The organism is Paenalcaligenes niemegkensis (assembly GCF_022230885.1).
Taxonomy (GTDB): Bacteria; Pseudomonadota; Gammaproteobacteria; order Burkholderiales; family Burkholderiaceae_B; genus Paenalcaligenes; species Paenalcaligenes niemegkensis.
On record NZ_JAKGCT010000004.1, the window covers coordinates 1,201,043 to 1,226,120 of the forward strand.

A 25,078-nucleotide genomic window follows, 5' to 3' on the forward strand; every position below is an offset into this window, starting at 1 on the left:
GGAAAACTACTGGAGGAAACATGGAACACCACACTCTAAATTTTGACAGCTACCCACAACAGCCTCATGGTGGCACCTTGGTTAATCAGGTTGTCCCTGAGCATTTGGTAAAAGACGAAATCGAGCGGGCCCGATCGCTACCTTGCATCCGCGTCGATCTGGAAGCCGTCATCACCATCGAAATGATCGCCACAGGTGTGTTGTCCCCAAATAAGGGCTTCATGAATGAAGCCGACTATAAGTCTGTACTCAAAGATGGCCGCTTAAGTAACGGTGTAATCTGGCCAGTGCCCTTAAGCTTCGCTCCTATTGGTGAGCGCAACAGTGAAATCATCAAGGAACTATCAGTGGGTTCAGAGGTGGCGCTTACCGACAGCCGCAATGAGCCAGTAGCCATTCTTAGCATCGAAGACATTTTCTCGTACGACAAAGAACACCGTGCGCAGCAGCTTTTTGGCACTACCGACAGAAATCACCCCGGGGTGGATTCCATTCACCGCCGGATGGGTGATGTAGCACTGGGTGGCACCTTACATCTGCTACAGCGGGTAGACTGGGGGCCTTTCGAGAAGTTACGCCAAGAGCCTAAAGACACATGGCGCCTGTTCTATGAAAAGAAGAAGTTCCGCTCTGTAGCGGGTTTCATTACAGGTGCTAATCCCCTGCATCGCGGCCATGAGCACATCCATCGCAACGCACTTGAAGAAGTTGACGGCTTGTTCCTGCAACCTTTGGTTGAGATGGCAAAACGCGAATATGTGCGTCATGAATATCGCATGCTTGCCTACCGCAATGTTCTGGAAACCTATTATCCTGACGAGCGAGCGATTTTATCTCCGCTACGGGTTACCTACATTTTCGCGGGGCCGCGCGAAACGGTCTTGCACGCCCTGATCATGAAAAACTATGGGTGTACTCACGCCCTGATTGGTCGTGATCACGCAGGCATTGGCAGCTTCTACGACAAATATGCCAGTCATAGCATTTTTGATCAGTTCCGCCCCGAAGAGCTCGGCATCGATGTTCGCCTGTTCCATGAGGTGTTTTATTGCACCCGTTGCGCCAGCCATGCCAGTACGCAAACCTGCCGCCACGACGAGCGCTACCGCCTCAATATTTCCGGCACCGGTATTCGCGAAATGTTACGCCATGGCATCATGCCGCCCAAAGAGGTCGTTCGCCCTGAGTCTGCTATTGCCGGAATGCAGGGTGTACAACCGAAGGGCGTAGACGAAAACCATGAAGGTACGCTACCTATCGCAAAAGTCATCAACAGCATGTACCCTTTCTACACCAAGTACACGCGTCTGGGTGGACAGCCACGTGCCAAGATCATCGAAGACAGCGAACTCACCATCCGCGATCTCGAAATTGCCAGCCAAGACGCACGCTCGCACGCTGGCGACGTCTACAATGGTGTCTACAACGAGTACACCTCCGTAGGTGACCACAATCGTAACCTGCAGCCAGCCTGGGTCGAAGAAGCACGCACCACACTTCGCTTCCAGCAAGAACGCATACTCAGTGACCTTGAAGAGAAGCTCAGTCAAGCTCCTGAGGAAGCGTCCGACGAGTTCATGTATCAGGACAAGGCTGAAGTCGAACGCGAATTACGCGCTGCCCGTCAGCTGCTTGAAGACGTCCCACCCGCAATTTCCGCAGAAAAACTGAAAGATCGCGCCTGGAACGTTTTGCCGTACAAGCGCTACCGTGGTGCTGACAACGACTAGCCAAGTCATTCTCAAGTGCGCATGAAAGCCCCTTAATGCACTGATCTTAATAAGTTGAACAGTTAACACTAAGGGCTTCAGGCCTGTATCCGGAGCAACACCGGATACAGGCCTTTTCATTTGTTTTTCTGATTTTGATACGCTTAACGACGCATACAGCCCATCGTTATCAAACAGGGCAACGCCTTGCAGAACGAATTATTAAAATCATTGAGTGTGATAGATATAGACTGGGTTTAGAGCTGAAAAAGCACAAAAACCAAACAGACTAATACAGATACGCCCCCGAGCGGGTTAACGTAATTGGAATTGCCTACCAGGCAAACAGCGAGGTCAAATCGCCCCGCTGATCAATAAAGTACGACATCTTAAGAAACGAAGATCGCGAAGACCTGAACCTGAGGAGCGTTTTAGTAACGACGCTCGGACAAAGGCTGGGCACATTCGCATGTAACAGGCTTACGACTACGAGCTGTTGCCATCGCATTGAAATACCCCTGCATGGCTTGATCGACTTTAGCAATCACCGTAGCTGCAGTTTTTGCAAAAGCTCTTACCCGAAGCTCTAGTGCATTTGGATGCTCTGCCCTGCCGTTTGGAACATTACCCACTGACGCCAGTTTTACAAATTCATTTGCCACTTTGAAGTCCCCTAAGAGAAATGCCAACACATGTATGCATTATAGGGTAAACCCTAGAGTCTGGATAGGGGTTTACCCTATAATGCATGGAAGTGTCGCACTATACAAACAAAGTGCTTTATTGACCCAATAAGAACGCAAATTCCATTCAACGATACAGGGTCTCGATGCAAAGCAACTACTGCTTATCTGACCGGAATATCATAGGCCTTGAAGCGCCGGGATAATATGGTTTCTTAGCAGAGGCGCTATGCTTATCGGGAAGGGCCGATTCAATGGTAGCCACCTCATTTCGGCAATTTCGGCTGAAATTCTAGGCTTTTGCTTACCGGGTAACTTGGCAAGAAAAGCATGAGCATGTACGGACGTATCCGCTTCGTTGGCAGCGAGCGCATCAAAAGTACCCAGCTGCGCAAGATTCTGAGCCTCAAGTGTTATCTGAAGCTCTTCCCAAACTTCCCTGATAACCCCTTCTGCTGGTGTTTCTTGATGATCGAGCTTGCCACCTGGAAGCATCCAGAAACTGGTATTTTTCTTACGAACGACCAGTAGCTCCTGGCTTTCATTCACAAAGCATACTGTAGCGATGTTTAGTATTTGCATGAAATGGAATTTCTCGAACGTCATTTAACCGCCTTTGTTGGCGGAAAACGTATTTGGCTAAAAAGAATGGCAATGACAGCCAAGACAAGAGCTGCATAAGCATTGGAAGGCAGGTGTTCTTCCAGAAATACAACACCAATAAATACACTGCATACCGGCACTAAATATCCTGTATATGAAACTAACGAGTATCCTGCGACCCTGATTAGTATAAAACGTAAATACGCAAGAATGGCCGATGTAACCAGCCCAAGATAAACGACAGCTGCTGTGCCCGCGTTAGCCTGAACATTAAAGCTTATTTGATCAGACCATATGCAATAGGACGCGATCGCGCTAATGCCCATCGTCGTAGCAGTCAAAAACAGCCCGGTTATCTGTTGAGGCAAACGTTTTTGCAAGATACCACTTACTGCATAACAAAAAGCTGAAAAAATCACCGCTAAATGAGGAAGTAAGCTGGATGATACATCTTTCTCGCCTAAATTTTGGAAACTAATCAAATAAACGGAGATGATACCGAGCATTACGCTCAAAATTTTGTTTGCTCCCAGCCTGTCATTTTTTGTCAAAAAATGCGCCAGCACGACTCCAAAAATGGGGAGCGTAGACCAGAGTATGCCAACCAAGGAGCTGTCAATACGCTTGCCAGCCCAATTCAATAAAGTAAATGGCAGTAGTACCCCGACAAAGGAAATTAAAAAAACAGATAGCCAACTGTGAAAATTGAGCCCTATCCATGATTTCCGAAAAAACAGGAATGGCAGGAAAAATAGAAAAGCTATGGAAGAACGCAAAAAGGTAATTTCGTAGGCATTAAAAAAACTTGAAGCTATTTTAATTCCAGCGAAAGTGCTGCTAGCGATTAAAGAAACAAACACTAACAATAGCAAATGAGAAAATTTTTTGCTTAATTGCATAGCGCCATTAACCTTATAGAAAGACGATGCCGTCTTAGCATACTGTAGTGTATGAAAAAATTCGTTTAAAACCTCTTTGCGAATAGCAATATTAACTGGCTTAAATCATCTCACATTGGCGGTTTTCAATCTTCATCGCTGCTGGCTGCGACCTTAGCAAGGGATGAAATTTATTGAGTGATCTCTACTTCACAGAGCCTGATCTATCTCCCCGCTTCGGTTGTCATTTTGACAGCAAGGCCAAGAAGTTTCTTAGTTCCGGCATTTCAGAAAAAAACCCGCATAGCCAATAGCCATGCGGGTTTTTCAGACTAGCAAATAAAACGGCAGACGCTACTACATATTTTCGATCATTACATCGCCAAAGCCCGAGCATGACACCTGGGTAGCGCCTTCGAGCAAACGCGCGAAGTCGTAGGTGACTTTCTTGGACTGGATGGCTTTTTCCATGCTGGAGATAATCAAATCTGCAGCTTCGGTCCAGCCCATGTGACGCAGCATCATTTCGGCGGACAGAATCAGTGAACCTGGGTTCACGTAGTCTTTGCCAGCGTATTTAGGCGCTGTGCCGTGTGTAGCTTCGAACATGGCGACAGAATCAGACAGGTTTGCACCTGGAGCGATTCCGATACCACCCACCTGTGCAGCCAGCGCGTCAGAGATGTAGTCACCGTTCAGGTTTAGTGTAGCGATGACATCATACTCGGCCGGACGCAACAGGATTTGCTGCAGGAAGGCATCGGCAATGGAATCTTTAACGGTAATTTCTTTACCGGTTTTCGGATTCTTGAATTTGCACCATGGGCCGCCATCAATTAGCTCAGCACCAAACTCTTCCTGAGCCAGCTGGTAACCCCAATCGCGGAAGCCACCTTCGGTGAACTTCATGATATTGCCTTTGTGCACCAGTGTTACCGACGGACGATCGTTGTCGATAGCGTACTGGATGGCTTTGCGTACCAAACGCTGTGTACCTTCACGCGACACAGGCTTAACACCCAGGCCCGAGGTATTGGGGAAGCGGATTTTGTCGACGCCCAATTCGTTTTGCAGGAATTCAACCAATTTCTTGGCTTCCGCAGACTCGGCTTCGAATTCAATACCCGCGTAAATGTCTTCGGAGTTTTCGCGGAAAATAACCATGTCGGTTTTTTCAGGTTCGCGTACAGGCGAAGGCACACCGGTAAAGTAACGTACCGGGCGCAGACAAACGTAAAGGTCGAGTTGCTGACGCAGTGCTACGTTTAGCGAGCGAATACCGCCGCCAACGGGCGTCGTTAGTGGGCCTTTGATGGACACCACGTAATCTTTAACAGCTTCGAGAGTTTCTTCAGGCATCCAGACATCAGGGCCATAAACGTTGGTGGATTTTTCACCAGCGTAAACTTCCATCCAATGTATTTGGCGCTTGCCTTCGTAGGCTTTTTTACTGCCGCGTCGACCACTTTGATCATGACGGGCGAAATATCGACACCAGTACCATCGCCTTCAATGTAAGGAACGATAGGCTGATCCGGTACGTTAATAGAGTAGTCGGCATTAACCGTGATTTTCTGTCCCTCTGCAGGGACCTTGATATGCTGATAGGACATGATGCTCCAGTAGTGCTCCAGAATAGAAAACAGGTAAACGCGAAACGATATTGCAGCTCGTTTCAGTCTTATATAAGAGTTTAGCCTAAATCATGGCTAAGCACGAAATGTAAAGCAAACAAAACTGCTTTTTAAGAAAAAACGGACTATTTCGCAAGCCGATTACGGCTGAAGTAAGCAACTTAGCGTGTTTTGGCGGGGTCTAGCAGGTAAAATGATATTCAATAACCTAATCTATATTAAAGCACTGCATCCATGTTTAACCCGACCCGCGAACAAGTCCGTCAGTTTTTTACTGAGGCCTGGCAAAAGCACGAGAACAAAGGCGTGCTGACCCCGCTTGAACATATAGCCGTAGACTGGGCCCTTGAACATCCCGAATACCACGAACTGCTGACTGATCCTGACGCCGTGCATGCCGATTACCGTGTTGAAGAGGGCCAGACAAATCCCTTCTTACACTTGTCCATGCATTTGGCGATTCACGAGCAGGTCTCCATTGATCAGCCGCCCGGTATCAAAGCCGCTCACTCCAAATTGCTTACGCAAATGAGCCCGCACGATGCCGCCCATATTATTATGGAAGCCCTGGGCGAAATAATCTGGGAATCACAACGGCTGAACAAGCCCCTGGATAACGATCGTTATATCGAGCTTATCAATCGCTATGCCACGCGGTAAGCAACAGGTGAAAGGCTTAAGGGCTAACTTGCACTCGTTCCCGTCTGAATAGACGAGGAACGAGCTTCGCAAGAGAGCTGCATTATTCCGGCCTGAAGCCTGCCTTAGCGTTTAACGGATAAAGGCGAATCGAGGGTCGCCAGCCAGGCTGCCACTGACTCGATCTCTTCAGCGCTTAAGGCTGATGCCAGCGCACCCATGACTGCATTTTTACGTATATTGGAAGTTGCAGGTGCTCCTGCCTGACCACGCTGGTAGGCATATAAGGTTTGAGCCAAATACTTGGAATGCTGCCCTGCAAGCACCGGATACGTGTTCATTACAGGGGTTTTGGCATCATCACCATGACAGGAGGCGCAATTATATTTTTTCCAGACAGCTTCCCCTGCCTTGATATCTTGAGCACTTACACTCAGGCTTAGCACCGAAGTTAAAAATGTCAAAGCTATAACAGACTGACGCATAATTATCCCTATTGTAGGCTTGAGTAATAAGCCGCAACATCGGCGATTTCTTGAGGTGATAACCCATGTGCAACGGCTCCCATGGTGGGGAATGATCGTGCACCACTTGCATAATCATTAAGCGCCGTAATGATATATTGCTCGGATTGCCCGGCAATCATGGGGACAGGATAAACCTCTGGGAAGCTGGCCTTGTAGCCGGGGATACTATGACAGCCGGTGCAATTTGAAATTTTGCTTTTAGCGTCCTCGGGATTGCCCGTGAGCTGCTCCGGTGCGTCTTGGGCTGAGATGGAATAAGAGAAAAGAAGAAAAACCGGTATAAGAACCAGTTTTGATAAGGCGGATCTGCGTGGTTGCAACTTCATCATGGCGTATCAAGACCTTTTGAGTTGGAAACCGGTCTGCCCGCAAGCCATTACCCAAAACCGCAATGGTTACGGTGCCTTACTAGCGACCGTGATAAACATGCATAATTGTACGATAAGCCATGCGCCTAAACCATACTAGTGTTTATACCCTTATTGTTTTTGTGAACTGATTATGACTGATTTGCTAAGCCCCTCTGAACTTCGTTTCTCGGGTACCGACAGGTACATCGCAACCGACGACTTGAAACTGGCTGTGAATGCTGCCCTAAGCCTGCAACGGCCCTTGTTGGTCAAGGGCGAGCCTGGAACGGGTAAAACGCACCTGGCCGAGGAAGTTGCTGCCGCCTTGGGCCGGCCTCTTCTGCAATGGCACATTAAGTCCACAACCAAAGCCCAGCAAGGGCTATACGAATACGATGCGGTGTCACGCCTACGCGACTCCCAGCTAGGCGACGAGAAGGTACACGACATTGGCAACTACATTGTCAAGGGGGTACTGTGGGAAGCGTTTGAGTCGGACGAACCCACCGTAGTGCTGATTGATGAAGTAGACAAGGCCGACATTGAATTTCCGAACGACTTGCTGCGCGAGATCGATAAGATGGAGTTTCATGTCTACGAAACCCAACAGACGGTCTCGGCTCGCCATCGTCCGCTGATCATCATCACCTCGAACAATGAAAAAGAGCTGCCTGATGCCTTCTTGCGACGCTGCTTCTTTCACTACATCAACTTCCCTGACCGCGAAACCATGAAAGCCATTGTGGCGGTGCATTATCCCGACATCCGCGCCGATGTTCTGCGTGCCGCACTGGACACCTTCTTTGCCCTGCGGGATGCGCCTGGTCTCAAGAAAAAGCCCTCTACCTCCGAATTTCTGGACTGGCTGCGTCTGCTGACTAACGAAGCGTTTTCGGCTGACGACATCAGCAAAACAACCGGTGATCTGCCCCTGATGGCAGGCGCCCTGCTCAAAAACGAACAAGACCTGACACTGCTTCAACGGCTGGCGGCCGTAGCGCGCTCAGGGCAACACCGCTAACGGCTGGCTGCTGGCTGCCATATAAGATACCCAGACATCTCATCTGAACCGGAAAAAATCATGAATGCGACACAGGGCTTTAGCCAACTACCCTCCCCATGACGTTAAAAGGTTTTGGGGTCAGCCTTATCCCGTTACAGAGTAAGCACGCCCAGGCGCTGGAGCTTGCCGCCGCCGACGGCGAACTCTGGACCTTACGCGTCACATCCGTGCCCGAACCCGGCGCTGCGGCCACGTATATCGCCGCCGCCCTACAAGGTCAGGAAGAAGGCCATATGCTGCCTTTTGCTATTGTTGAAGACAGCAGCGGCGAGGTAGTCGGCAGCAGCCGCTACCACGACATTATTCCTTCCGTGGCCCGGCTTGAAATCGGCTACACCTGGTATGCCAAACGCTGGCAGCGCAGTCACGTGAATACCGCCTGCAAACTGCTTTTGCTGCGTCACGCCTTTGGTACCCTCGGTGCCAAGGTGGTGGGCTGGCGTACTGACAATTTCAATTTTGCATCACAACGGGCCATTGAACGCCTGGGCGCTCAAAAAGACGGTGTCTTGCGACACCACGCCTTGCGACGTGACGGCACGGTACGCGATACCGTGATGTACAGCCTGCTGGCAGGCGAGTGGCCTGAAGTCGAAAAGCACCTGGAGTACCAACTGAATCGCCATGCTGACTGATTTTTCTACCATTTACGCGCACACAAACTGCCCGTTTCAGTGCAAGAATACCTGACTTTGCTCGGCGTTTTGCAGGCTCGTATCATGCCTCCTACTGTCGACGCTTTCTACCACCTGGCCCGCATGACGCTGGTCAAGGACGAGAGCTTATTCGACCGCTACGACCAGGCTTTTGGTGAGTTCTACCGAAAAATAGAAGCAGCCCTGCCCGACAGCAAAGAAATTCCACTGGACTGGATGATCAAGGATTTCCAGAAAAACCTCAGCCCGGAAGAAAAGGCGGCCATCGAAAAGCACGGCTGGGACAAGCTGATGGAGCTCTTCAAGGAGCGCCTGGAAGAACAACAGAAACGACACGCCGGCGGAAACAAATGGATAGGTACGGGAGGCAGTTCGCCATTTGGGCATGGCGGCTATCATCCTGAGGGAATACGCCTTGGCGGCCCTTCGGCAGGACACCGCACCGCCGTCAAGGTGTGGGATAAGCGTGAGTTCAGGGATTACGACGATCAGCAAGAGCTGGGAACGCGTAATTTCAAGATGGCGCTACGACGCCTACGACGCTTTGCTCGAGAAGGGATCGCTGATGAGTTGGATCTTAAGGAAACCATTCGCCACACTGCCAAAAACGCCGGCTTGCTCGACATAAAAATGGCGGCTGAGCGCAAAAACACGGTAAAAGTCTTGATGCTGCTGGATGTAGGCGGCAGCATGGACGATCACATTGCGATGGTTGAGGAGCTGTTTTCAGCAGCTCGTAGCGAATTCAAACACCTGGACGTGTATTACTTCCATAACTGCCCCTATGAGACCTTGTGGAAGCATAATCATCGCCGTCATCACGAACGTGTCGCAACCTGGGATGTAATCCGCCGCTACAACGACGATTGGCGCCTTATTCTTGTGGGCGACGCCACCATGAGCCCCTATGAAATCATGGCACCGGGCGGCTCAGTCGAGCATTACAACAAAGAAACCGGGGTAGTCTGGCTGCAACGGCTTTTAGCCCAATGGCCCAAAGCCATCTGGCTGAATCCCGAGCCCAAGCCCATGTGGCAATACAGGCAAAGCATAGGGATGATTGAACATATTATGCAAGAACGCATGTACAGCGTCAGCCTTTCAGGGCTGGAAGAAGGCATGCGTTACTTGTCCAAATAACAATGCCCCCGTAACACCGCGGCCACGAGGACATACAGGAGGTGCCGCCCCATTTGCAGCAGCACCTCCTGTTCATATCAACCCCGTTTATTGCCCGTGCAAGCGGCGTATGGTTGAGCGCTGACGCTCTAGCTGACGAATTTGTTCTTGCAATACCTGCAGCTGTTTACGGGCTTCGCGTTCTTGCTCTGCCAACTGCTCGGCTTCGCGCTTGGCGCTTTGTTGCTCAGCAATTATAAGCGCTTCTTGCTGACGCTGATATTCCATGTCATTTTGCAGCGTCGTTAATGTGTCTGCACTGTCGCTAAGTTCAGATTCGATCTTGTTGTATTCGGCTTCGAGGCGAATACGCTGTAACTCGGTACTGGCCAATGCTACCGTTTCCTGCCTATAAGCGGTGTAGGTGCTTTCTGCCTCGGATAGCAATTGGGTTCTAAAAATACGCCAGAAACGCTGCTGCTGAAATAGCGCCACGTAATAGTCAAGCGTTTCGGGATTAAACAGCATGCTCACCCCATACGAACCGTTATAAGCGGTACGTAATTCGCGCACGCTGCGGTCTTGTATCAAGGCCTGCAGCTCATCAGCGGTACCGCCTGGCGTTTTTTGCAATGCAGGTGCGGGCTCTGGTTCAGCAATAGGCCTAAGCTCGGTACTTTCTTCGGCAGTATCCTGCGTCTGCTGCACTACCGGACGTGCAGGCTCGTCTTCTTTTAACGAAATTGAACTACATGCACTAATACCTAGTGCTAGAACCACTAGCGAACACAGCTTAATGGTCATGACCTGCTTGCGTATCGTCGTACTTCCCATTGTTGTTGTTTCCCTGTTTTAAACTTCGCTGCGCTCGCCCTGCTCTGTAATGTCGAGCTTGCGCATTTTTTCCCATAAGACTTTACGACTGATGCCGAGATCAGCTGCACTGTCTTGACGACGCCAGGCATTACGCTCCAGCGCTTCAATTATTCTTTCTCGCTCAGCCAGTTCTGTCGTGCTGAACTCACTTTCGGAGTTGTCAGCAACAACCGCTAAAGCGGGTTGAGAACTCATCATCAGGCCTACGCTGGCAAAACGTTCAAACACCAGCCTGATCTGTGGACTGTCCCAACTTTTTTCACGTTTATACAGCAAGGCCACCCGCTCTACCAGATTGGCGAGTTCACGTACATTACCTGCAAACACCATGTCATCCAGCGTAGAACCCACCCAATCGGGCAATACCACTGACTGGACTTCAAGTTCACGTTGCAGCAGCGCCGTAAACAGGGCGAGCTTTTCCTGACCGCCCCGCTCTTCCAGATTAGGAATATGCAACTCGATCACCGCCAGGCGATAATACAAATCGGCCCTGAAACGGCCCTCGGACACCAACTGCGCCAAACTGCGATGACTTGCCGCAACCATACGAAAGTCAACAGGAATTTCTGCCGTAGACCCTAAACGCGTCACCGTACGCTGCTCCAGAACTCGGAGTAGTTTAACCTGTTGATGCAACGGAAGGTCACCGATTTCATCAAGAAATAACGTCCCGCCATTAGCCTGCTCAAAATAGCCACTGTGGGCGCCCACAGCCCCCGTAAAAGCACCCTTTGCGTGACCAAAAAAGTGGGCTTCAAACAACCCTTCGGGCACTGCGCCGCAGTTAACAGGAACAAAGGGCCCCTTTTTGCGTCTGGACTGCTCATGCAAAAGCTTGGCCACCCTTTCCTTGCCTACACCGGTTTCGCCATGTATCAGCACGCTGGCACGCGTATCCGCATACAGCCTGACTTCATCCAGGCAGGCCTGCATCACTGCTGAAACCGCAATCAACGGCTCTGTCTGGACGGACTCTTCTGTATTTTGCTCTGCCAATGCTCCACCACTACTGATCTGATCAATTAACAACCGTAGCTCAGCACAATTAAAGTCAGGCGATAAGGTATGAGAAAGCCGTTCGGGAAAATAACGCGGATCACCCGCCCGCTCAGACGAGGCAACCCAAATAACCGGGACTGCATGTTTGCTTAGCCACTGCTGCGCGTGAAAATTGGGTGTCGCGATCACAGAGACCGACACCAGCGCAATGGCGGTTTTCAAACTATTTTCCGTGCTGGGTAATAAGGTGTCGGACTCGACCCGAATAACGCCCACGTCACTGCTTTCCAAGCAGCGCATTGCCCGAAAAACAGATCAGAGGAACCTTCAATTACGTAAAGCGTAGGCGTCATATGTAAATCCGCGTCAAACGATGGGTAGGTGGGGGTTAATCGGAAGATTCGATGTGGATAAGGATCCCTTCAAAGTTGTCTGAGCTGAAAAACTCGTCTACTCGAACGGTCACTTCACCCACGTCTAAACCTAATGTTTTTAGTAAATTTTCTAAAAGCGGATTAAGAAGACGATTTTCCAAGGGCTCTAATAACTGATTTAGCACTGTGAGGGCAAGGATCGAAACTCCGCCGTCCCCATCTGCCACTAAAATTTTAGACAACTTGGTCTGATCACTACAAAATATGCACAGCAAGTTACTCAGCAGGTCCAATAAGTTTTTAAGCAAATCGCCGGCAAAGCTAACAATCGATGTTAAAAACTCAACCAATGATGGGGGTTGATTAGTCACATCATAAGTATTTAGAGTCTCAGCAGTAGTCTCTATAGCGTTATTAAACCGATTCAGGCTCCCATACTCACTAATCAAATTATTGGACAGTGCCGTAAAATTAGACTCTCTAGAGGGCAAATCACTTTTCACATCAAGTATGCCACCCAATATCTTCCCTATCGTTTCACCAAGTACTTGTTTTACGATCTCATGTAAATTCAATTTTAAGGTTTGTACCGGTTCTGAAACCGACGGCTTTCCAGCAACCAACGTCACAATCACTGGTTCGTTTGAACCTGTACTGTCAGCGAGAATAGGGATTTTTAACCCGGCCGTTTTAGTGCCACTATTTAATACCTTTACAAACTTATGTGGGAATACGAGTTCTTCATCGGCACAACTATTTATGCGTGAAAAAATCACACCAGGATCACCTATGCATAAGTTTGCCAGCGAACCCTTCACCTCGAAAATAGCTTCACCTTGTGCAGTAGCCCGATCATATGTAGGTTCCTCCAACAACGTGGCTGCACCCTGACCTAACTCAATTGAAATGGGTAAATCGACTTCCAACAAAAGAAGATTTAGCTTTGCACGTAAGTACACTCTTACGTTCGCGTGATTTGCCTTAGCACCCTTTATAAGTGGAGCTGTCGCTGGCGGCTCAATTAATCGTACTGCTGAATCTATCGTTAATAAGCTTCCTAATCCCACTGTGGGTTTCAACTCTATACCCGTATTATTCTGAGCTATAGAAATTGCTGTATTTAAAAAATCCCCCCAATCAATAACTGTTGCTAATGCAGCCTTTGAATTACCATTATCAGCAATATTCAAAAAACCACTTGTGCCAAATAAAGGCACTGATGTGCTAAATCCTGGCAAGTTAGCTAAAGCCTGTATAGCTGACGATAGAGCAGTCACACTCACATCTGCCAAATCTTGCTGACCTAGCACCGTAGCACTTGCCTGTAGAAGTTCCGCTATTCTAAAATCGTGTAAATCTAATAAATCGCCCGATGTTGCGACATCCAAGTCCAAACCTACAGGAAGATCTAGTTCTTGAAGCAAACCGCTTGGTGTAAGTTTTACGTTTGCTAAGCCATTGTGCGTTAACACGCTCACCTGCTCAGTGTTCAACCCCACTTGCTTCAGCAGCAACGAAAGTAATCCGCTGTTGTTAATGCCAAGCGTATCGTAGTTAACACTAAACCTCTGCTGCTCCAAAAACTCATCTATAGGCGGCAGATACGCAGTAGAACTCGCACTGATGTTTTCCAGACCTAAACTGCCGAAGAAAGCATAGTCTTTAGCCTTCAGCGTAAAGGTCACGCCAATGGCGCTGAAAGAGCCTGTCACGCCAAGCGGCTCGCCGTGATAGCTAATAACACCGTCTTCTTTGTCCTCCACGACGTTAACGCGCTCGCAGCTAACGACTAGTGCACTTTCATCCTCATCAAGACGAGTATTAAAGTCGGACCTGGAAGATATATAGTCACTTACGTAGCCCAGCATTGCTGCTTCACATACCTCACGTGGATTATCTTCATAGCCCTCTAACTGTTCAACGTTATCCAACAACACCACATTATTCAGCGCTGCCAGATCCACGACGTTTTGCAGGTCGCGCTTGACTGAGAAGTACAGACCTAGCTGCGCAGCACCTAACAACACCACGCACACCAGCAGCGCCGCGACGGCGGGGATCAGGATTGCGCCACGCTGGGCTGCGTGGGCAAGGTGTCGTGTTTTATCCGTTAAATGCTGCATGGTTACGTCCCTTTAATTGAAACGCTACTAATTGCTTGATCTCTGGGTGTCCAGGGTTTCAAATGTCTGCGGAATGGGATGCGTGAAACTTTGTATGTAGCGCTCCCAGGTGTGGGTGGCGGTGACGCCCAGAACGGTATGTTCGGTTCCACTGCGTTCGCTGCGTGCCTGAGCTGCCAACAGCATGCGGGTGACGTCGCCTATTTCTTCACGGGCAACGAAAGTCGTACTGGCCACAGCAGGCGCTTCTTGATTACGGACCACAGCGGCTTGTGGGGCCGACGGTGGTGTTGCTTGTACCGGAGCGGGCGCCGTTACTGTAGGGCGTATCGCAAAGCTTTGCGACTGCACGGCGGTGGGGCTGTTTTCTATACGCTGCATCAGGGGTTCTGGTTTTGTGCCTGCGCACCTGACCCCAAAAACGTAAGAGCACCGCAGGTCAATAGAATTCGTTTCATAATGGCCTCAATAATGCGTTATTGAATTAATCGGGGATTGGTAAAACCGAATGGAATTTCGGCTTGATTCGACTGCTCCCAGATAGGTTCAGGGTTTGACTGGCTCACAGCACTGACGACACGTTTGGCTTCAGCCGCTGCTGCAGGGCCAGCCACATCCTCTGCGCTGCCGACACGATGAGGTGCTGCCGCGGACTCGTGACTTGACTGGTTGACCACGCTGACGGCACCGCCCGATACAGCGACCGGCTGAGACGCCAGTGCTACGTCGCGCTGAATGTCGTGTGCCAATTCATAAATGGCGTCGCGCACGCCATCCGAAATCTTTAGCTGGGCCATGACGGCTTGGGCTCGCTGCTCTTGCCCATCGACCAGCAGGTACAAGGCCAAATTGCTTAATACTTTTGCGTTTTCAGGATCCAGCTCTGCGGCTTTACCTAATGACACACGCGCCTGTGCCAACTGATGGGACCTTAACTGTGCGAAACCCAGGTCACTAAGCAGGCGTGCATCGGTGGGGCGTAACTGTACGGCTTTGGACAGATGTCTGGCAGCTTGTGGATAATTCTGCTGCTGCCCCGCCAACAGGCCCAGGCCACGATGTGCCAGGGCGGCTTCAGAACCGGCGACCAGGCTTTCGTAAAGTGCCTGGCTTTCTTCAAATTGACCGGTGCTGCGCAGCGCTTCGGCCTGCATCACATCAATTTCCGCATTGCGTCCGAACTCGGATACGTAGGCATCTATAAAGGCAAGCGAGGCGAAGTAACGGCCTTGCTGCTGAACTTCACTGATGGTGTTCAGGGCAATTTCACGTTGGTTCGGTGCGTTTTTCTTCCATTCGTCGGCCTCGTGCTTACGAATCAGCGCCTGTTGAGATTGCTGCTGTTCAATAAGCTGATAGGCACTTTCCATTCCGCTGCCGGAACAACCGGCCAACGCCAGCAAGGCCACCACGCTGAGGCGCTTGACTGTTACACGCTGGTGCCATTTAGCAAGCCTCATGCTAGCTCCCTGAAATTTGTGAAAGGCCCCTGAACAAGGCCAGAAAACCAGAACCGGCTGTCACGATCAATAACGCGGGCAATAAGGTGATGACCATGACACCAGTCATTTTGACGGTCAGCTTCCCGACTTCTTCCTTAAGGCCTAAACGGCGCTGCTCGCGCAGGCGTTCGCCAAAACGATTAAGCGGTTCTTGCATGCCACCACCATGCTGATCGACCTGCACGATCAGGCGGCATATCGCTGCCAGATCGTCGTTACGGTAATTGTTAGCCAGGCGTTCAAGCGATTGCTCGCGTGAGCGCCCTCGGGAATAAAGCTCTAGTGCCAGCGTCAGCTCATGCCCCAGCACCGGAATCACGTTTTGGAACTCTTGTTCTATGGTGTGCAGGCTTTGATCCATCGACAGCCCCACCCCCTGCAGCAAGCGTATTAAATCGACAAACAGTGGCAGCTCTTGCTTGATGGTGTTTCGCCGTTCAGTTGTGCGTCGCTGCAAAACCCACTTGGGCATCATCCAGCCCAATCCGAAGCCGAGGAAAGTGCTGAGGAACGGGATTTTTTCCAGCAAGCCGCCCAGGGGAATAAAGGACGCGACAAAGGCAAAGAAAAAGGTGGTCAGTACCCGTGTTCCAACAAATAAAACACGAGCCTGAGACAGATTCTTGAACCCGCTTCCATCAACCAGCTCCCGATCTTCTTCAGCGAATACAAACTTTCCCAAGGGGCCCGCCAACGCCCACTGACCTATGCCTTCAATCGTCTGGACGACTCGCTTTGCCAGGCTCTGATTTTGCTTTTCAATGCCACTGCCGGTTTGACGCTGGGTAATGGCGGCGTCCATGTTCTTGCGTAGCTTATGTCGATCGCTTCCATATTTGAACAAAAACCAGGCACCAATGCCGGCTGCAAAAAGCGCACACAGGGCCGCACATGCGATAAGGAGCCAAATGAAGTCACTTTCATTCATTGCTTTCCCCTTAGACCTGACGTGCCATGCGATACAGCCAATAGGAGCCGGAGATCTGCAGGCCCACCGCCAGGAGCAACAGTTTTTTCCGGTGCTGTCGTGCCACATGCCCATGAACAAGGCGTTATTGAACATCAGGATGTAGCAGGCCAATAACAGGGGCAGCAGACCCAGCACCCACGCAGACAGGCGCACCTCTGCAGAGAGCGCGTGCAGCTCGTGACGTGCATGTTCGCGATCACGCATAAAGGCCGCCATACGCTCCAGGGTCTGATCACTACGTCCGCCGAAACGCATCGCCACCCCAATTACCGAGGCCACTAAAAACAAATCGTGCAATCCATACAGTCGGGACACCATACGCAGGGACTCGTCTAACTCTTTACCCGAACGATGCAAGGCAATGGCCCGCTCCAATACGGAGCGCAAAGGTTCAGGCGAGGTTTCGCCCGCGCGGTGAAAGGCAGCGCCCATGCTATTTCCGATGGTCATCAGGCGCACAATCATTTCAAGAAAATCAGGGATCTGGCCGGTGATTTTTCTGTAGCGCTTGTCAGCCCGTAACCACAGCCAGAAGTAAAGGATCAGCACCGAGCAAAAGAGAAACAGAAAAGCGGCAAAGGCCCCCAAGGTCATCATCACCAGAATGAAGGCCAGCAGCATGGGGCCAAAGATTTTTAGATGAAGTGCCTTGGACTCTTCAAGGCCGGCCCTCAATAGCAGCTCAGTCCAGCTACGCGGCGTCCGCACCCAGCCACGCCGCTGTTCTTTCAGGAAATTGGCAAGCTCAGACGGTGCGAGGCGATCCAGTTGTTGCGTAAGACGCGCGCCTACGCGCCTGCGCTGTTCACGCATCAGGGCGTAGCGCCATAACCAGTGCGCCCCGCCAAAAAACACCAGACCCAGAGCCAAGAGCACAAAGCCTGTCATGGCTAACGCCTCCAATCCCAGAAGCCGGGTTCTTTACCGTTATCGCTGTCAAACTTCTCTTGTGCCTGCGTGCTTAACCTATCGCGGTAAGTGGCAAGTTTGCGGTTATGCGGATGAATACCCAAGGTGGTCCAGCGGTCTTTTTCTTCATTCTGCTCATCAACGTAGTTCTCATGCTTATACAGTTCTTGCGTCGAGATCACGCCGTCACCCATACCGGTGATTTCCGTCACCGAGAGAATACGCCGGCGCCCGTTGGGCAAACGGCCAATCTGAACAATAAAGTCCAGGGCACTGGATATTTGTCGGCGCAGACTTTCTTCGCTGCCTTGAAAACCGGCAAAACCCGCCAGCATTTCCATACGGTATAAACACTCGCGCGGCGAGTTGGCGTGAATAGTAGCCATTGAGCCCTCATGCCCCGTGTTCATTGCCTGCAGCATGTCTATCACCTCGGCGCCACGTACCTCGCCCACTACCACTCGATCGGGACGCATCCGCAAACTGTTGCGGATGAGGTCGCGGATGGAGACTTCGCCGCTACCGTCATAACCGGTCTGTCGCGCTTCCAGACGCACCACATGAGGGTGATTGAGCGATAATTCAGCCGTATCTTCAATCGTTACCACCCGCTCGGTGGTGGGAATAAAGAATGCCAGGGCATTCAACAGTGAGGTCTTACCCGAACTCGTGCCACCCGATATGAGAATATTGCAGCGACTGGCGACCGCGGCCTCAAGCAACTGGAAAATAGCCTGATCAAAGGTGTTCAGTTCAAGCAGGTCATTGGGCTTCAGCGGGTCTTTACGAAATTTACGCACCGACACCATGGGCCCATCAACCGCTAAAGGATGAATCACCACGTTCAGGCGCCCGCCATCCGGCAGGCGCGCATCGACCATGGGCATGGACTCATCAAGCCGACGTCCCAAGGGTGCAAGAATGCGGCGTACGATGCGCAGCACATGGTTGTTGTCATTAAAGCGGATGTTTTCCCGGGCCAGCCTGCCATGCCTGGAGACAAAGACGTTCTCAAAGCCGTTGATCAGCACATCTTCCACTTCTACGTCGGCCAGCAAGTCTTCAAGTGGTCCCAGGCCCGCGAGTTCTTTGGTGAGTGCATCCACAATCTGCTGCTGCTCAAGCTCATTTACCGGCAAACGGCGCAGTCGCGCAAAGTTGGCGACTTCGATGCCCACAAACTCTTGTATGGCTTCTCGCGTCCAGCGACCGAACTCTGCTCCCAGCTCTTCAATACGCGTCAACAAGTGTTCATGAGCAGCCTCTTTGATGCGATGTATATCCACTCCGCCTAGTAGCGAGTCACTCTCTGGAAAAGACGTTGAGCTCATTGCACGTTCCTTGTTCGTTAGCGTGAGCGATTAGCCAAACGGGCCAACCACTTCAATTTTATTTTGTTGCTGGCCGGCATTAACCCGGAAACCGGGGCTAGCGTTGTTGCCATCGCTGAAATGGCCTTGATATAGGGGTCTCGCTCATTGCCACCGCTGATCAATTCGGCCAGGTTCATCGCTTTCAGCATTTCCCAGCCACGATCGGGCAGGGTAGCCAGTAAATTCAATTTGAAGCGCTCTGCTATTTCATTCGCCGGCAGGCCTGCCCGAATGTCGTAGCGATTGATCACCAGTTGCAAAGGCAAATCTTCAAAGGCAGCCAGCGAATCGGCAACCGAGATCAATGAAGCTACGTTCTGGTCGCATACCAGCCAGCGCTCATCAACCTGATCCGCCAATTGCCGTAAAAAGCCTTGGTTAGGAAAACCATTGGTCTCAATTACCAACGCACCGAAGTGCTGGGCAAGCACAGCACAAAGCTGCAGACAATCTTTTAGGGAAGCTCCCTGAATTGCACCGGGATCTGTCGGCAAGGTAATCGTGCTCATACCGCAGGGGTGCTGCGGCAACGCCGTCTTCAACAAGGTGCCATCCAGCCTATGCACCTGTTTGCTGGCATCGATAAAGCTGAAATCGGAGGCCAGGTTCAAATAGTAATTACTGTCTCCGGTAGGCCAGCCTAAATCGACCAGGCACACACGATGCTCAAGGGGCAAGCGTGAGTGATCATCAGTCATGGTGCTTTCTGCGCAATGCGCTGCGTTAATCAAGAGCTGTTTTTGCAAATGTGCTGCCACGTGCACGGCGGCCGTTGTCGCCCCTACTCCTGGCCGCGCGCCCATAATCAGTGCGCTACGTCCTTTCTTCGGCTGGGCTACAAGCTGAGCGCGACTTGCCTGATCACGCAGTACCCGGCTTAGCGTTTCCAGGACTTCCGCCGGCCGCGATAAATCCACAAATTCGTGCACGCCGGCACGCAAGGCACGAATCACACTCTTGGAGTCCTCGCTGGCTCCGATGGCGATACGGCCCAGTTGTGGTGCATTTTGCGCCACAGCCTGCGTTAGCTCGACAGCGGCATCGCACTGCGCGCAACCGGAACCACATGCTCCAAAATCAAAAAACACCAAATCCGCACCACTCTGCTCCAGAGTGCTCAGCACTTCCGGAGTCGCAGCTGTCCCTACTTGCAATGAGCCTAGCTCACTGCAAACATCGCTTAAGCGAGCGGCTGTAGCAGCATCTGAACCGCACAGTAAAAATTTCCAGTCGTTCGGCAAACGTGAAACTCCTTGACGAGCAAGACAATGAAATTAATTAGAAAAACCTGGCATGAGATCACCACCCTGTGGGCCCAGCAGGTAGTATCCCCATGCGTTAGTCGCGGTATCACTACGCTCTTGGCGTCCGCCCGGCAAAGGCAGGGCGACATCCTTGGCAATGGGCTTTACCAATCGGGGGTCACTACAATAATGAGTTCCAGTTCTTGCTGTGAATAGCGCACGCTACGGAAGAAGGCACCGATAATGGGCAGATCGCCCAGAAAAGGCATCTTGGCCACATCAGCGGCCGTTTGGCGTGATACCAGTCCGCTAATAATGTAGCTTTCGCCATCGCCCAGCTCTACCGTGGTTTCGGCCCGGCGCGTTCTAAAAGCCGGCATCAGGGTGACGTTGTCGCCCGAGGCCACGGGGATCGCATTGCCATAGTCCAGCTCACTGGATTCAGGAGCAACCTTTAGTGAAATACGATCACGCGACAATACCGTCGGGGTTACGGTCAGGCCTACCCCAAAAGGTTTATAGGTGACGCTGGTTGTACCCAGGCCACCAGCTTCGGGCACCGGAACTTCACCGCCAGCCAGAAAGCTCGCACTTTGGCCTGACAAGGCAACCAGGGTGGGTTCGGCCAGCACCCGCGCCATGCGGTTTTGCTCAAGCAGGCTTAAACGGGCATTAAAGCTTGCCGAACTGAACATCAAGTTAAAACCGTTAGTCGCAGTTAAAGGCAGTGCAATATCTGCAGCCCAGCGGCCACTGGAACGCTGGGCTGCGGCGCTGATGCCTACATCTTTCATTACTGATCGCGACACTTCCACGACCTTCACATCGACCTGCACCATGCCGCTCAGGTTAATTTCAGATAAATCCACCACCGTCGTGTCATTGTTTGCGCCGCTGGCGCTCGCAATGGCATCGCGATGCTCTAATAAAGAATCAGAAGTACCCGTAATGGTGGCCACGCTCCCGGCCGAACCCACATCGGCCTGCACTTGACGCCCGCTGTCGCTCAGTGCCTTGTCAACCTGACTTTTGACCCGGACCTGATAACGAACCGCCTGTTCCTGGCCCTGCAGCCACACGCGCAAATCGGTATTGCCCGCTCTTTTTGCAATAAGCAGCAGTTCATTCGCACCACGGCTCTGGCTCTCCAGCACCTGCACATCCGCCACCGCATCGTCGCCGACGGCCACACGGGTCAACGGACGGGTAAAGCGCAGAAGCTCCTGATCATGCACCACCAGTTCAACGGTGTTAGCCTGTACTGCCAGTGGCGACATGGCAGCCACCATCACCAGCGCGGCTACCAGCCAAAGCCACTGTAGTTTATGAAGCTTCATTTTTACTCTCATAGCAAAAGCGGCGCAGGGCACAACTCGTTTAGTAAGACTCATCAGATACTTTTCCTGAACGTATAACCTGGACACGCCTCACAGCGGCACTACCTGTCTGACGTACAACGGGGGCCTCAACCGCCTCGTCGCTCACCGCGACTTCCTCAAGGCTGAGTCCTGCATAAGCCAGGTTCTCGGGCGTGTTTAACTGCTCTTTTTGTGCTGTACTCAAGCCGGAGCGAGCGTCACGCAATGGCTTGTAGGCATCAAACAGCTCGGGCTCGGGCATGGCAACATCGCTTGCTGCCCGCAGCACCAGCTGCAAACGTCCTTTTCGGGTCGCCATCAGCAACTCATTGACTTGTGCCAGAGGCACTGCAAGCATCGCATGACGCGCCGCCGCCTCACTTTGACCGGCGCGTGCCTGGCCTGCTGGTGCAGCAGGGCCATCTACGCTATCGCCGCCATAAGCCAGCACACGGGCAGCAGGCAACAATAAGCGCGACTGCGTATGGCCTATCTCATTAGTCCGTTCCAGCGTAAAAAACACATCCACATGATCACCCGGCTGAATGCGGTGAGCCGCTCCGACCTGCTCATCAACAGGAATGGTCAGCGCCCGCTCGTTAGCCCCCAGATACTCGGCAATGCCACGCTTAAATACAGGCCGCAGAATGGGTTCGCCCTCGGCAATGTCCAGGCGCAGATACTCGCCTATGGCACTTTCAGCATCAGGCAAACTGTGCTGGGGCTGAATCGGCCACTGGGCAATGTCTACATCCAGCGCTGTCACTTCTGCACCGGCCTGCATGTCCCGTACTGCCACCAGAACCGGATAGGTCGGCACCACGATCGCTTCAACGGGCTCTTCGGTACTGGCTTCCCGTACCACCACACGCTCGGGTTGTGGCGCGGGAGCAAAAATCAATTTAATCGCTAACAAAATCAAAATTAGTGCCAGCACGCTCAACACAATGGCGGCTATTTTCATAAAACGCGTCATACCTTGCCTACCTGTTATTTTGCAATCTCACCAGCACCGACGCGCTGACGTTTGTTGGTATCCAGTTCGCCGAATCGGAAAACACCCTGGAGACATGCCGTAGTAAATCAGTTAATAGCCAGCCTTCAATCTGGAGGGTTAACTTCACGTTTGCGCATTTTTGCGCATCAAATACAGCGTCTTCTCCATCAATCCCTTTTAGCCAGTCGCAATCCCCATTATTTGTTTGTTGTATGAAGGTCTCATGGCATAAATCAGAATTACCGTCTAAACATGGGCGACTAAAATCCTTTAACCAGCCATCTTGCTCAAGACGATCAACAATCAAGCGTTCATAGCTTCCATCCGGCAGGGGCGCCCCTTCATCATCAGAAGGCTCAGCCGCAAAACGCTGCAAACTGACAATTCGTGCCACATCGCCTACTGTATGATTCACACGCTGCTGTAATAGAAAAAAGCTGGCGTAAGACACAATCGCGAACAAGAGCAGGAGCAACGGCACCAGTATCAGCACGAACTCTATAGCCGCGTTGCCCCGCTGTCGCTCAATCGCGACTGAAACAAAGGATGCAGAGGGGCTATAGATATCGCTTCTCATCGACTGAGCGAACCCGCAATTTCATGATCCACGATGGCGGTTGCCACCAGTTTTTCAGGAAACAAAATTCCACTGAAAAACTGCGGCCCCAAGTTTGGCACCAAGGGGTGATTTAAATAATCGTATTGAATGCAAATTTTTATTTCATGCTGCCCAAGCGCTGGCGCGGCAGTGTCGGCATCGCACTCCGTACTTAAGGCAGCGCTGCCACCCATACTTCGTAACCAATCTACGCTGCGGGTACTGACAGCCTCAGAAGCTAAGTTTCCGCGCACCAGGGAATCCCGCGCCCAGGTTTCGGCTGCATAGTTCATGCTTTGCTGCGCCGCGAAAATCAAGCCGTAGGCAATGGCCATATAGAGAATCAGGAAAAACAAGGGAAAGACCAAAGCAAACTCAAGCGCTGAGGCACCGAGCTGAGCTAATCGTTGGCGGCTGTTAAGTCTGTCATCGCCTATTGAGAAATGGTCCATTGCATCCACCCTATTGCTGAAATCGCCAGCCATCCCCCATAGGGCACGGATGCAGGCAGGCGAGCAATCATAAAACCGAAATCTGCCTGATAACGGCGTAATACATAAAGCACCAGAGCATGAGCGCCGGTTAATAATGTTCCGATCAAAACAATAGGCCCCAAAGCAAAGAGGCCGAAACAAAAACCCAATACGGCAAGCAGCTTGACATCACCACCACCGATAATCTTGAAACGCCAGGCGATATACGAGGCAATAAAAGCCACTGCAAAACCCAAGCTTCCTGCAGACCACGAGGTGTAAAGCTCCGGGGTGAACCACCCCAGAGATTGAAGCAGATAAGCTGAGCCCACCACAGCCATGATCAAAACTAATGCTACGTTACGAACCTTACGTTGTAAGAAATCACTGACAGCGCAAAACAATAAAGCGAGAGTAAGGAAAATGGCCATGGATGGGGCAATACTGCTTTTAGAGATCCCGTTAATAACTGAGACTTATAGAAAAGCCTGGCAGAATGCCGTTAGCTCTCTTTATTACTCGCCATCTCATCATTCTTCACCTGCGATTGCCTCAGAGATTTTCTCAAAAGCCTCATCCATCGTCGTTCCTAACGCTGTTAATGTCCCAATAAGGACCACCGCAATCAACCCAGCAATCAGCGCATACTCAATCGCCGTCGCCCCATCTTCGTCACGCCAAAGTTGAAGTAATTGTTGTTTCATAAAAGTCCCCTTTTAGTAAAAAACCCAGTCAAAGACTGACTCTAGATACACACTCAAGAAAAGGGTTATCCCGTATTGGTAAATTCAAACAGAGTACTGTTTTGAATAAAACAAATACAGCCCAATTCTTGACTGCCACCACCTTGTCGCTGAATTATTTACTTGCAAAATTCTCTACTTTGCGACCTAAGAGCTAAATTTATTCTAGCACCGTATTTAATTTATGCATTAAATGCATGGTAATACAAAGACAGCCGCATAAATATCCAAAACTTAGGTTACATTCTCGACTTATTTGACACAAATTAGCGTTAACCCTTGCTTTGGTAAAATCAAAATTTGAGTTTTTCATACAATTTATTTAAATAGATGTGCTTAATTATCAAATGACTAGACAGACTTAGTCATAAAAAAAATTGTAAGCACAAGTCTAAAACTCCGTAACCTTATAAGTATTTTTCTATCTCAGGAGGGCTTTCGGAGGTTTTATTGCGAATTAAACATCTAACTAAAGAAGGATAACGCAGCCTCTTTAAGCTGTATTATGTAACAAAACGCATATTTAGAAACAAAATATTAAGTTGCATTTTGACAACTTATGGATAAAAAGGAGAGATTATGTTCTTATCTAGGGCTATTACAGTAAAACAAATGCCCGTAAAAATTAAAACAAAGCCTCCGTATGCGCGTCATAAGATCTTATGCCCTAGTCTT

At 50.7% G+C, this 25,078-nt stretch carries 22 protein-coding genes and 3 pseudogenes; 5 read left to right on the forward strand and 20 right to left on the reverse strand.

Features of this window, described 5'->3' with window-relative positions; all coding sequences use genetic code 11:
- The first annotated feature begins 20 nt into the window (after positions 1–20).
- Entirely contained in the window at positions 21–1,730 is a 1,710-nt protein-coding gene (locus L1889_RS09820; RefSeq protein WP_238664973.1) for a sulfate adenylyltransferase, read from the forward strand.
- Between the two features lie 410 nt (positions 1,731–2,140).
- Here the strand turns inward: L1889_RS09820 and L1889_RS09825 are convergent, their stop codons facing one another.
- The 4 genes and pseudogenes from L1889_RS09825 to icd all read right to left on the reverse strand — a co-directional run bounded on the left by L1889_RS09825 (position 2,141) and on the right by icd (position 5,486).
- The gene (locus L1889_RS09825) at positions 2,141–2,371 is read right to left on the reverse strand and encodes a hypothetical protein (RefSeq protein ID WP_238664974.1); all 231 of its coding nucleotides are present in this window, start codon (positions 2,369–2,371) and stop codon (positions 2,141–2,143) included.
- A gap of 201 nt (positions 2,372–2,572) precedes the next feature.
- Positions 2,573–2,998, reverse strand: a complete 426-nt coding sequence (locus L1889_RS09830) for an NUDIX hydrolase (RefSeq protein WP_238664975.1) — start codon at positions 2,996–2,998, stop codon at positions 2,573–2,575.
- Complete coding sequence (locus L1889_RS09835; protein ID WP_238664976.1) at positions 2,995–3,894, reverse strand: DMT family transporter; 900 nt, start codon at positions 3,892–3,894, stop codon at positions 2,995–2,997. Before L1889_RS09835 ends, L1889_RS09830 begins: the two co-directional genes overlap by 4 nt.
- Positions 3,895–4,230: 336 nt before the next feature.
- A pseudogene (icd, locus tag L1889_RS09840) lies at positions 4,231–5,486 on the reverse strand (NADP-dependent isocitrate dehydrogenase).
- A gap of 255 nt (positions 5,487–5,741) precedes the next feature.
- Between icd and L1889_RS09845 the strand changes: the two are divergent.
- Positions 5,742–6,167 carry a DUF1841 family protein gene (locus L1889_RS09845; RefSeq protein ID WP_238664977.1) on the forward strand — a complete coding sequence of 142 codons (426 nt, stop codon included), beginning with the start codon at positions 5,742–5,744 and terminating at the stop codon, positions 6,165–6,167.
- A 104-nt stretch (positions 6,168–6,271) separates the two neighbouring features.
- On the opposite strand, the gene L1889_RS09850 is transcribed toward L1889_RS09845, so the two are convergent.
- Both L1889_RS09850 and L1889_RS09855 read right to left on the reverse strand, forming a co-directional pair.
- Positions 6,272–6,631, reverse strand: a complete 360-nt coding sequence (locus L1889_RS09850) for a c-type cytochrome (protein ID WP_238664978.1) — start codon at positions 6,629–6,631, stop codon at positions 6,272–6,274.
- A gap of 8 nt (positions 6,632–6,639) precedes the next feature.
- Positions 6,640–7,002, reverse strand: a complete 363-nt coding sequence (locus L1889_RS09855) for a c-type cytochrome (protein ID WP_372871428.1) — start codon at positions 7,000–7,002, stop codon at positions 6,640–6,642.
- A gap of 172 nt (positions 7,003–7,174) precedes the next feature.
- On the opposite strand from L1889_RS09855, the gene L1889_RS09860 reads away from it, so the two are divergent.
- From L1889_RS09860 to L1889_RS09870, 3 genes are all read left to right on the forward strand, one after another.
- Positions 7,175–8,044, forward strand: coding sequence for an AAA family ATPase (locus tag L1889_RS09860; protein ID WP_238664979.1), 870 nt, complete (start codon positions 7,175–7,177; stop codon positions 8,042–8,044).
- A gap of 98 nt (positions 8,045–8,142) precedes the next feature.
- Positions 8,143–8,721 (forward strand): GNAT family N-acetyltransferase, encoded by a 579-nt coding sequence (locus L1889_RS09865; RefSeq protein WP_238664980.1) that lies wholly within the window; start codon positions 8,143–8,145, stop codon positions 8,719–8,721.
- 27 nt (positions 8,722–8,748) lie between these two features.
- Positions 8,749–9,882 carry a vWA domain-containing protein gene (locus tag L1889_RS09870; RefSeq protein WP_238665908.1) on the forward strand — a complete coding sequence of 378 codons (1,134 nt, stop codon included), beginning with the start codon at positions 8,749–8,751 and terminating at the stop codon, positions 9,880–9,882.
- Positions 9,883–9,969: 87 nt separating this feature from the next.
- On the opposite strand, the gene L1889_RS09875 is transcribed toward L1889_RS09870, so the two are convergent.
- The 14 genes and pseudogenes from L1889_RS09875 to L1889_RS09945 all read right to left on the reverse strand — a co-directional run bounded on the left by L1889_RS09875 (position 9,970) and on the right by L1889_RS09945 (position 24,364).
- Positions 9,970–10,695, reverse strand: coding sequence for a DUF2968 domain-containing protein (locus tag L1889_RS09875; protein WP_238664981.1), 726 nt, complete (start codon positions 10,693–10,695; stop codon positions 9,970–9,972).
- An 18-nt stretch (positions 10,696–10,713) separates the two neighbouring features.
- Positions 10,714–12,092 (reverse strand): annotated as a pseudogene (locus L1889_RS09880) (sigma 54-interacting transcriptional regulator).
- A gap of 35 nt (positions 12,093–12,127) precedes the next feature.
- The gene (locus L1889_RS09885) at positions 12,128–14,236 is read right to left on the reverse strand and encodes a Tad domain-containing protein (RefSeq protein ID WP_238664982.1); all 2,109 of its coding nucleotides are present in this window, start codon (positions 14,234–14,236) and stop codon (positions 12,128–12,130) included.
- A 27-nt stretch (positions 14,237–14,263) separates the two neighbouring features.
- The gene (locus tag L1889_RS09890) at positions 14,264–14,617 is read right to left on the reverse strand and encodes a DUF3613 domain-containing protein (RefSeq protein WP_238664983.1); all 354 of its coding nucleotides are present in this window, start codon (positions 14,615–14,617) and stop codon (positions 14,264–14,266) included.
- A 95-nt stretch (positions 14,618–14,712) separates the two neighbouring features.
- Positions 14,713–15,696 (reverse strand): tetratricopeptide repeat protein, encoded by a 984-nt coding sequence (locus tag L1889_RS09895; protein ID WP_238664984.1) that lies wholly within the window; start codon positions 15,694–15,696, stop codon positions 14,713–14,715.
- A gap of 1 nt (position 15,697) precedes the next feature.
- On the reverse strand, positions 15,698–17,596 hold the full coding sequence (locus tag L1889_RS09900) for a type II secretion system F family protein (RefSeq protein WP_238664985.1): 1,899 nt from the start codon (positions 17,594–17,596) through the stop codon (positions 15,698–15,700).
- Positions 17,597–17,598: 2 nt separating this feature from the next.
- Entirely contained in the window at positions 17,599–18,948 is a 1,350-nt protein-coding gene (locus L1889_RS09905; protein WP_238664986.1) for a TadA family conjugal transfer-associated ATPase, read from the reverse strand.
- Positions 18,949–18,965: 17 nt separating this feature from the next.
- The gene (locus L1889_RS09910; RefSeq protein WP_238664987.1) at positions 18,966–20,231 is read right to left on the reverse strand and encodes a CpaE/TadZ family protein; all 1,266 of its coding nucleotides are present in this window, start codon (positions 20,229–20,231) and stop codon (positions 18,966–18,968) included.
- Between the two features lie 33 nt (positions 20,232–20,264).
- A pseudogene (locus tag L1889_RS09920) lies at positions 20,265–21,571 on the reverse strand (type II and III secretion system protein family protein).
- A gap of 40 nt (positions 21,572–21,611) precedes the next feature.
- Complete coding sequence (gene cpaB / locus L1889_RS09925; RefSeq protein ID WP_238664990.1) at positions 21,612–22,568, reverse strand: Flp pilus assembly protein CpaB; 957 nt, start codon at positions 22,566–22,568, stop codon at positions 21,612–21,614.
- Between the two features lie 7 nt (positions 22,569–22,575).
- Positions 22,576–23,166 (reverse strand): TadE/TadG family type IV pilus assembly protein, encoded by a 591-nt coding sequence (locus L1889_RS09930; RefSeq protein ID WP_257793887.1) that lies wholly within the window; start codon positions 23,164–23,166, stop codon positions 22,576–22,578.
- The gene (locus L1889_RS09935) at positions 23,163–23,639 is read right to left on the reverse strand and encodes a TadE family protein (protein ID WP_238664992.1); all 477 of its coding nucleotides are present in this window, start codon (positions 23,637–23,639) and stop codon (positions 23,163–23,165) included. The genes L1889_RS09930 and L1889_RS09935 overlap by 4 nt, the downstream gene beginning before the upstream one ends.
- Complete coding sequence (locus tag L1889_RS09940) at positions 23,621–24,091, reverse strand: prepilin peptidase (protein ID WP_238664993.1); 471 nt, start codon at positions 24,089–24,091, stop codon at positions 23,621–23,623. Before L1889_RS09940 ends, L1889_RS09935 begins: the two co-directional genes overlap by 19 nt.
- Before the next feature lie 99 nt (positions 24,092–24,190).
- A complete protein-coding gene (locus tag L1889_RS09945) occupies positions 24,191–24,364 on the reverse strand; it encodes a Flp family type IVb pilin (RefSeq protein WP_238664994.1) in 174 nt (57 codons plus the stop codon).
- Positions 24,365–25,078 lie beyond the last annotated feature (714 nt).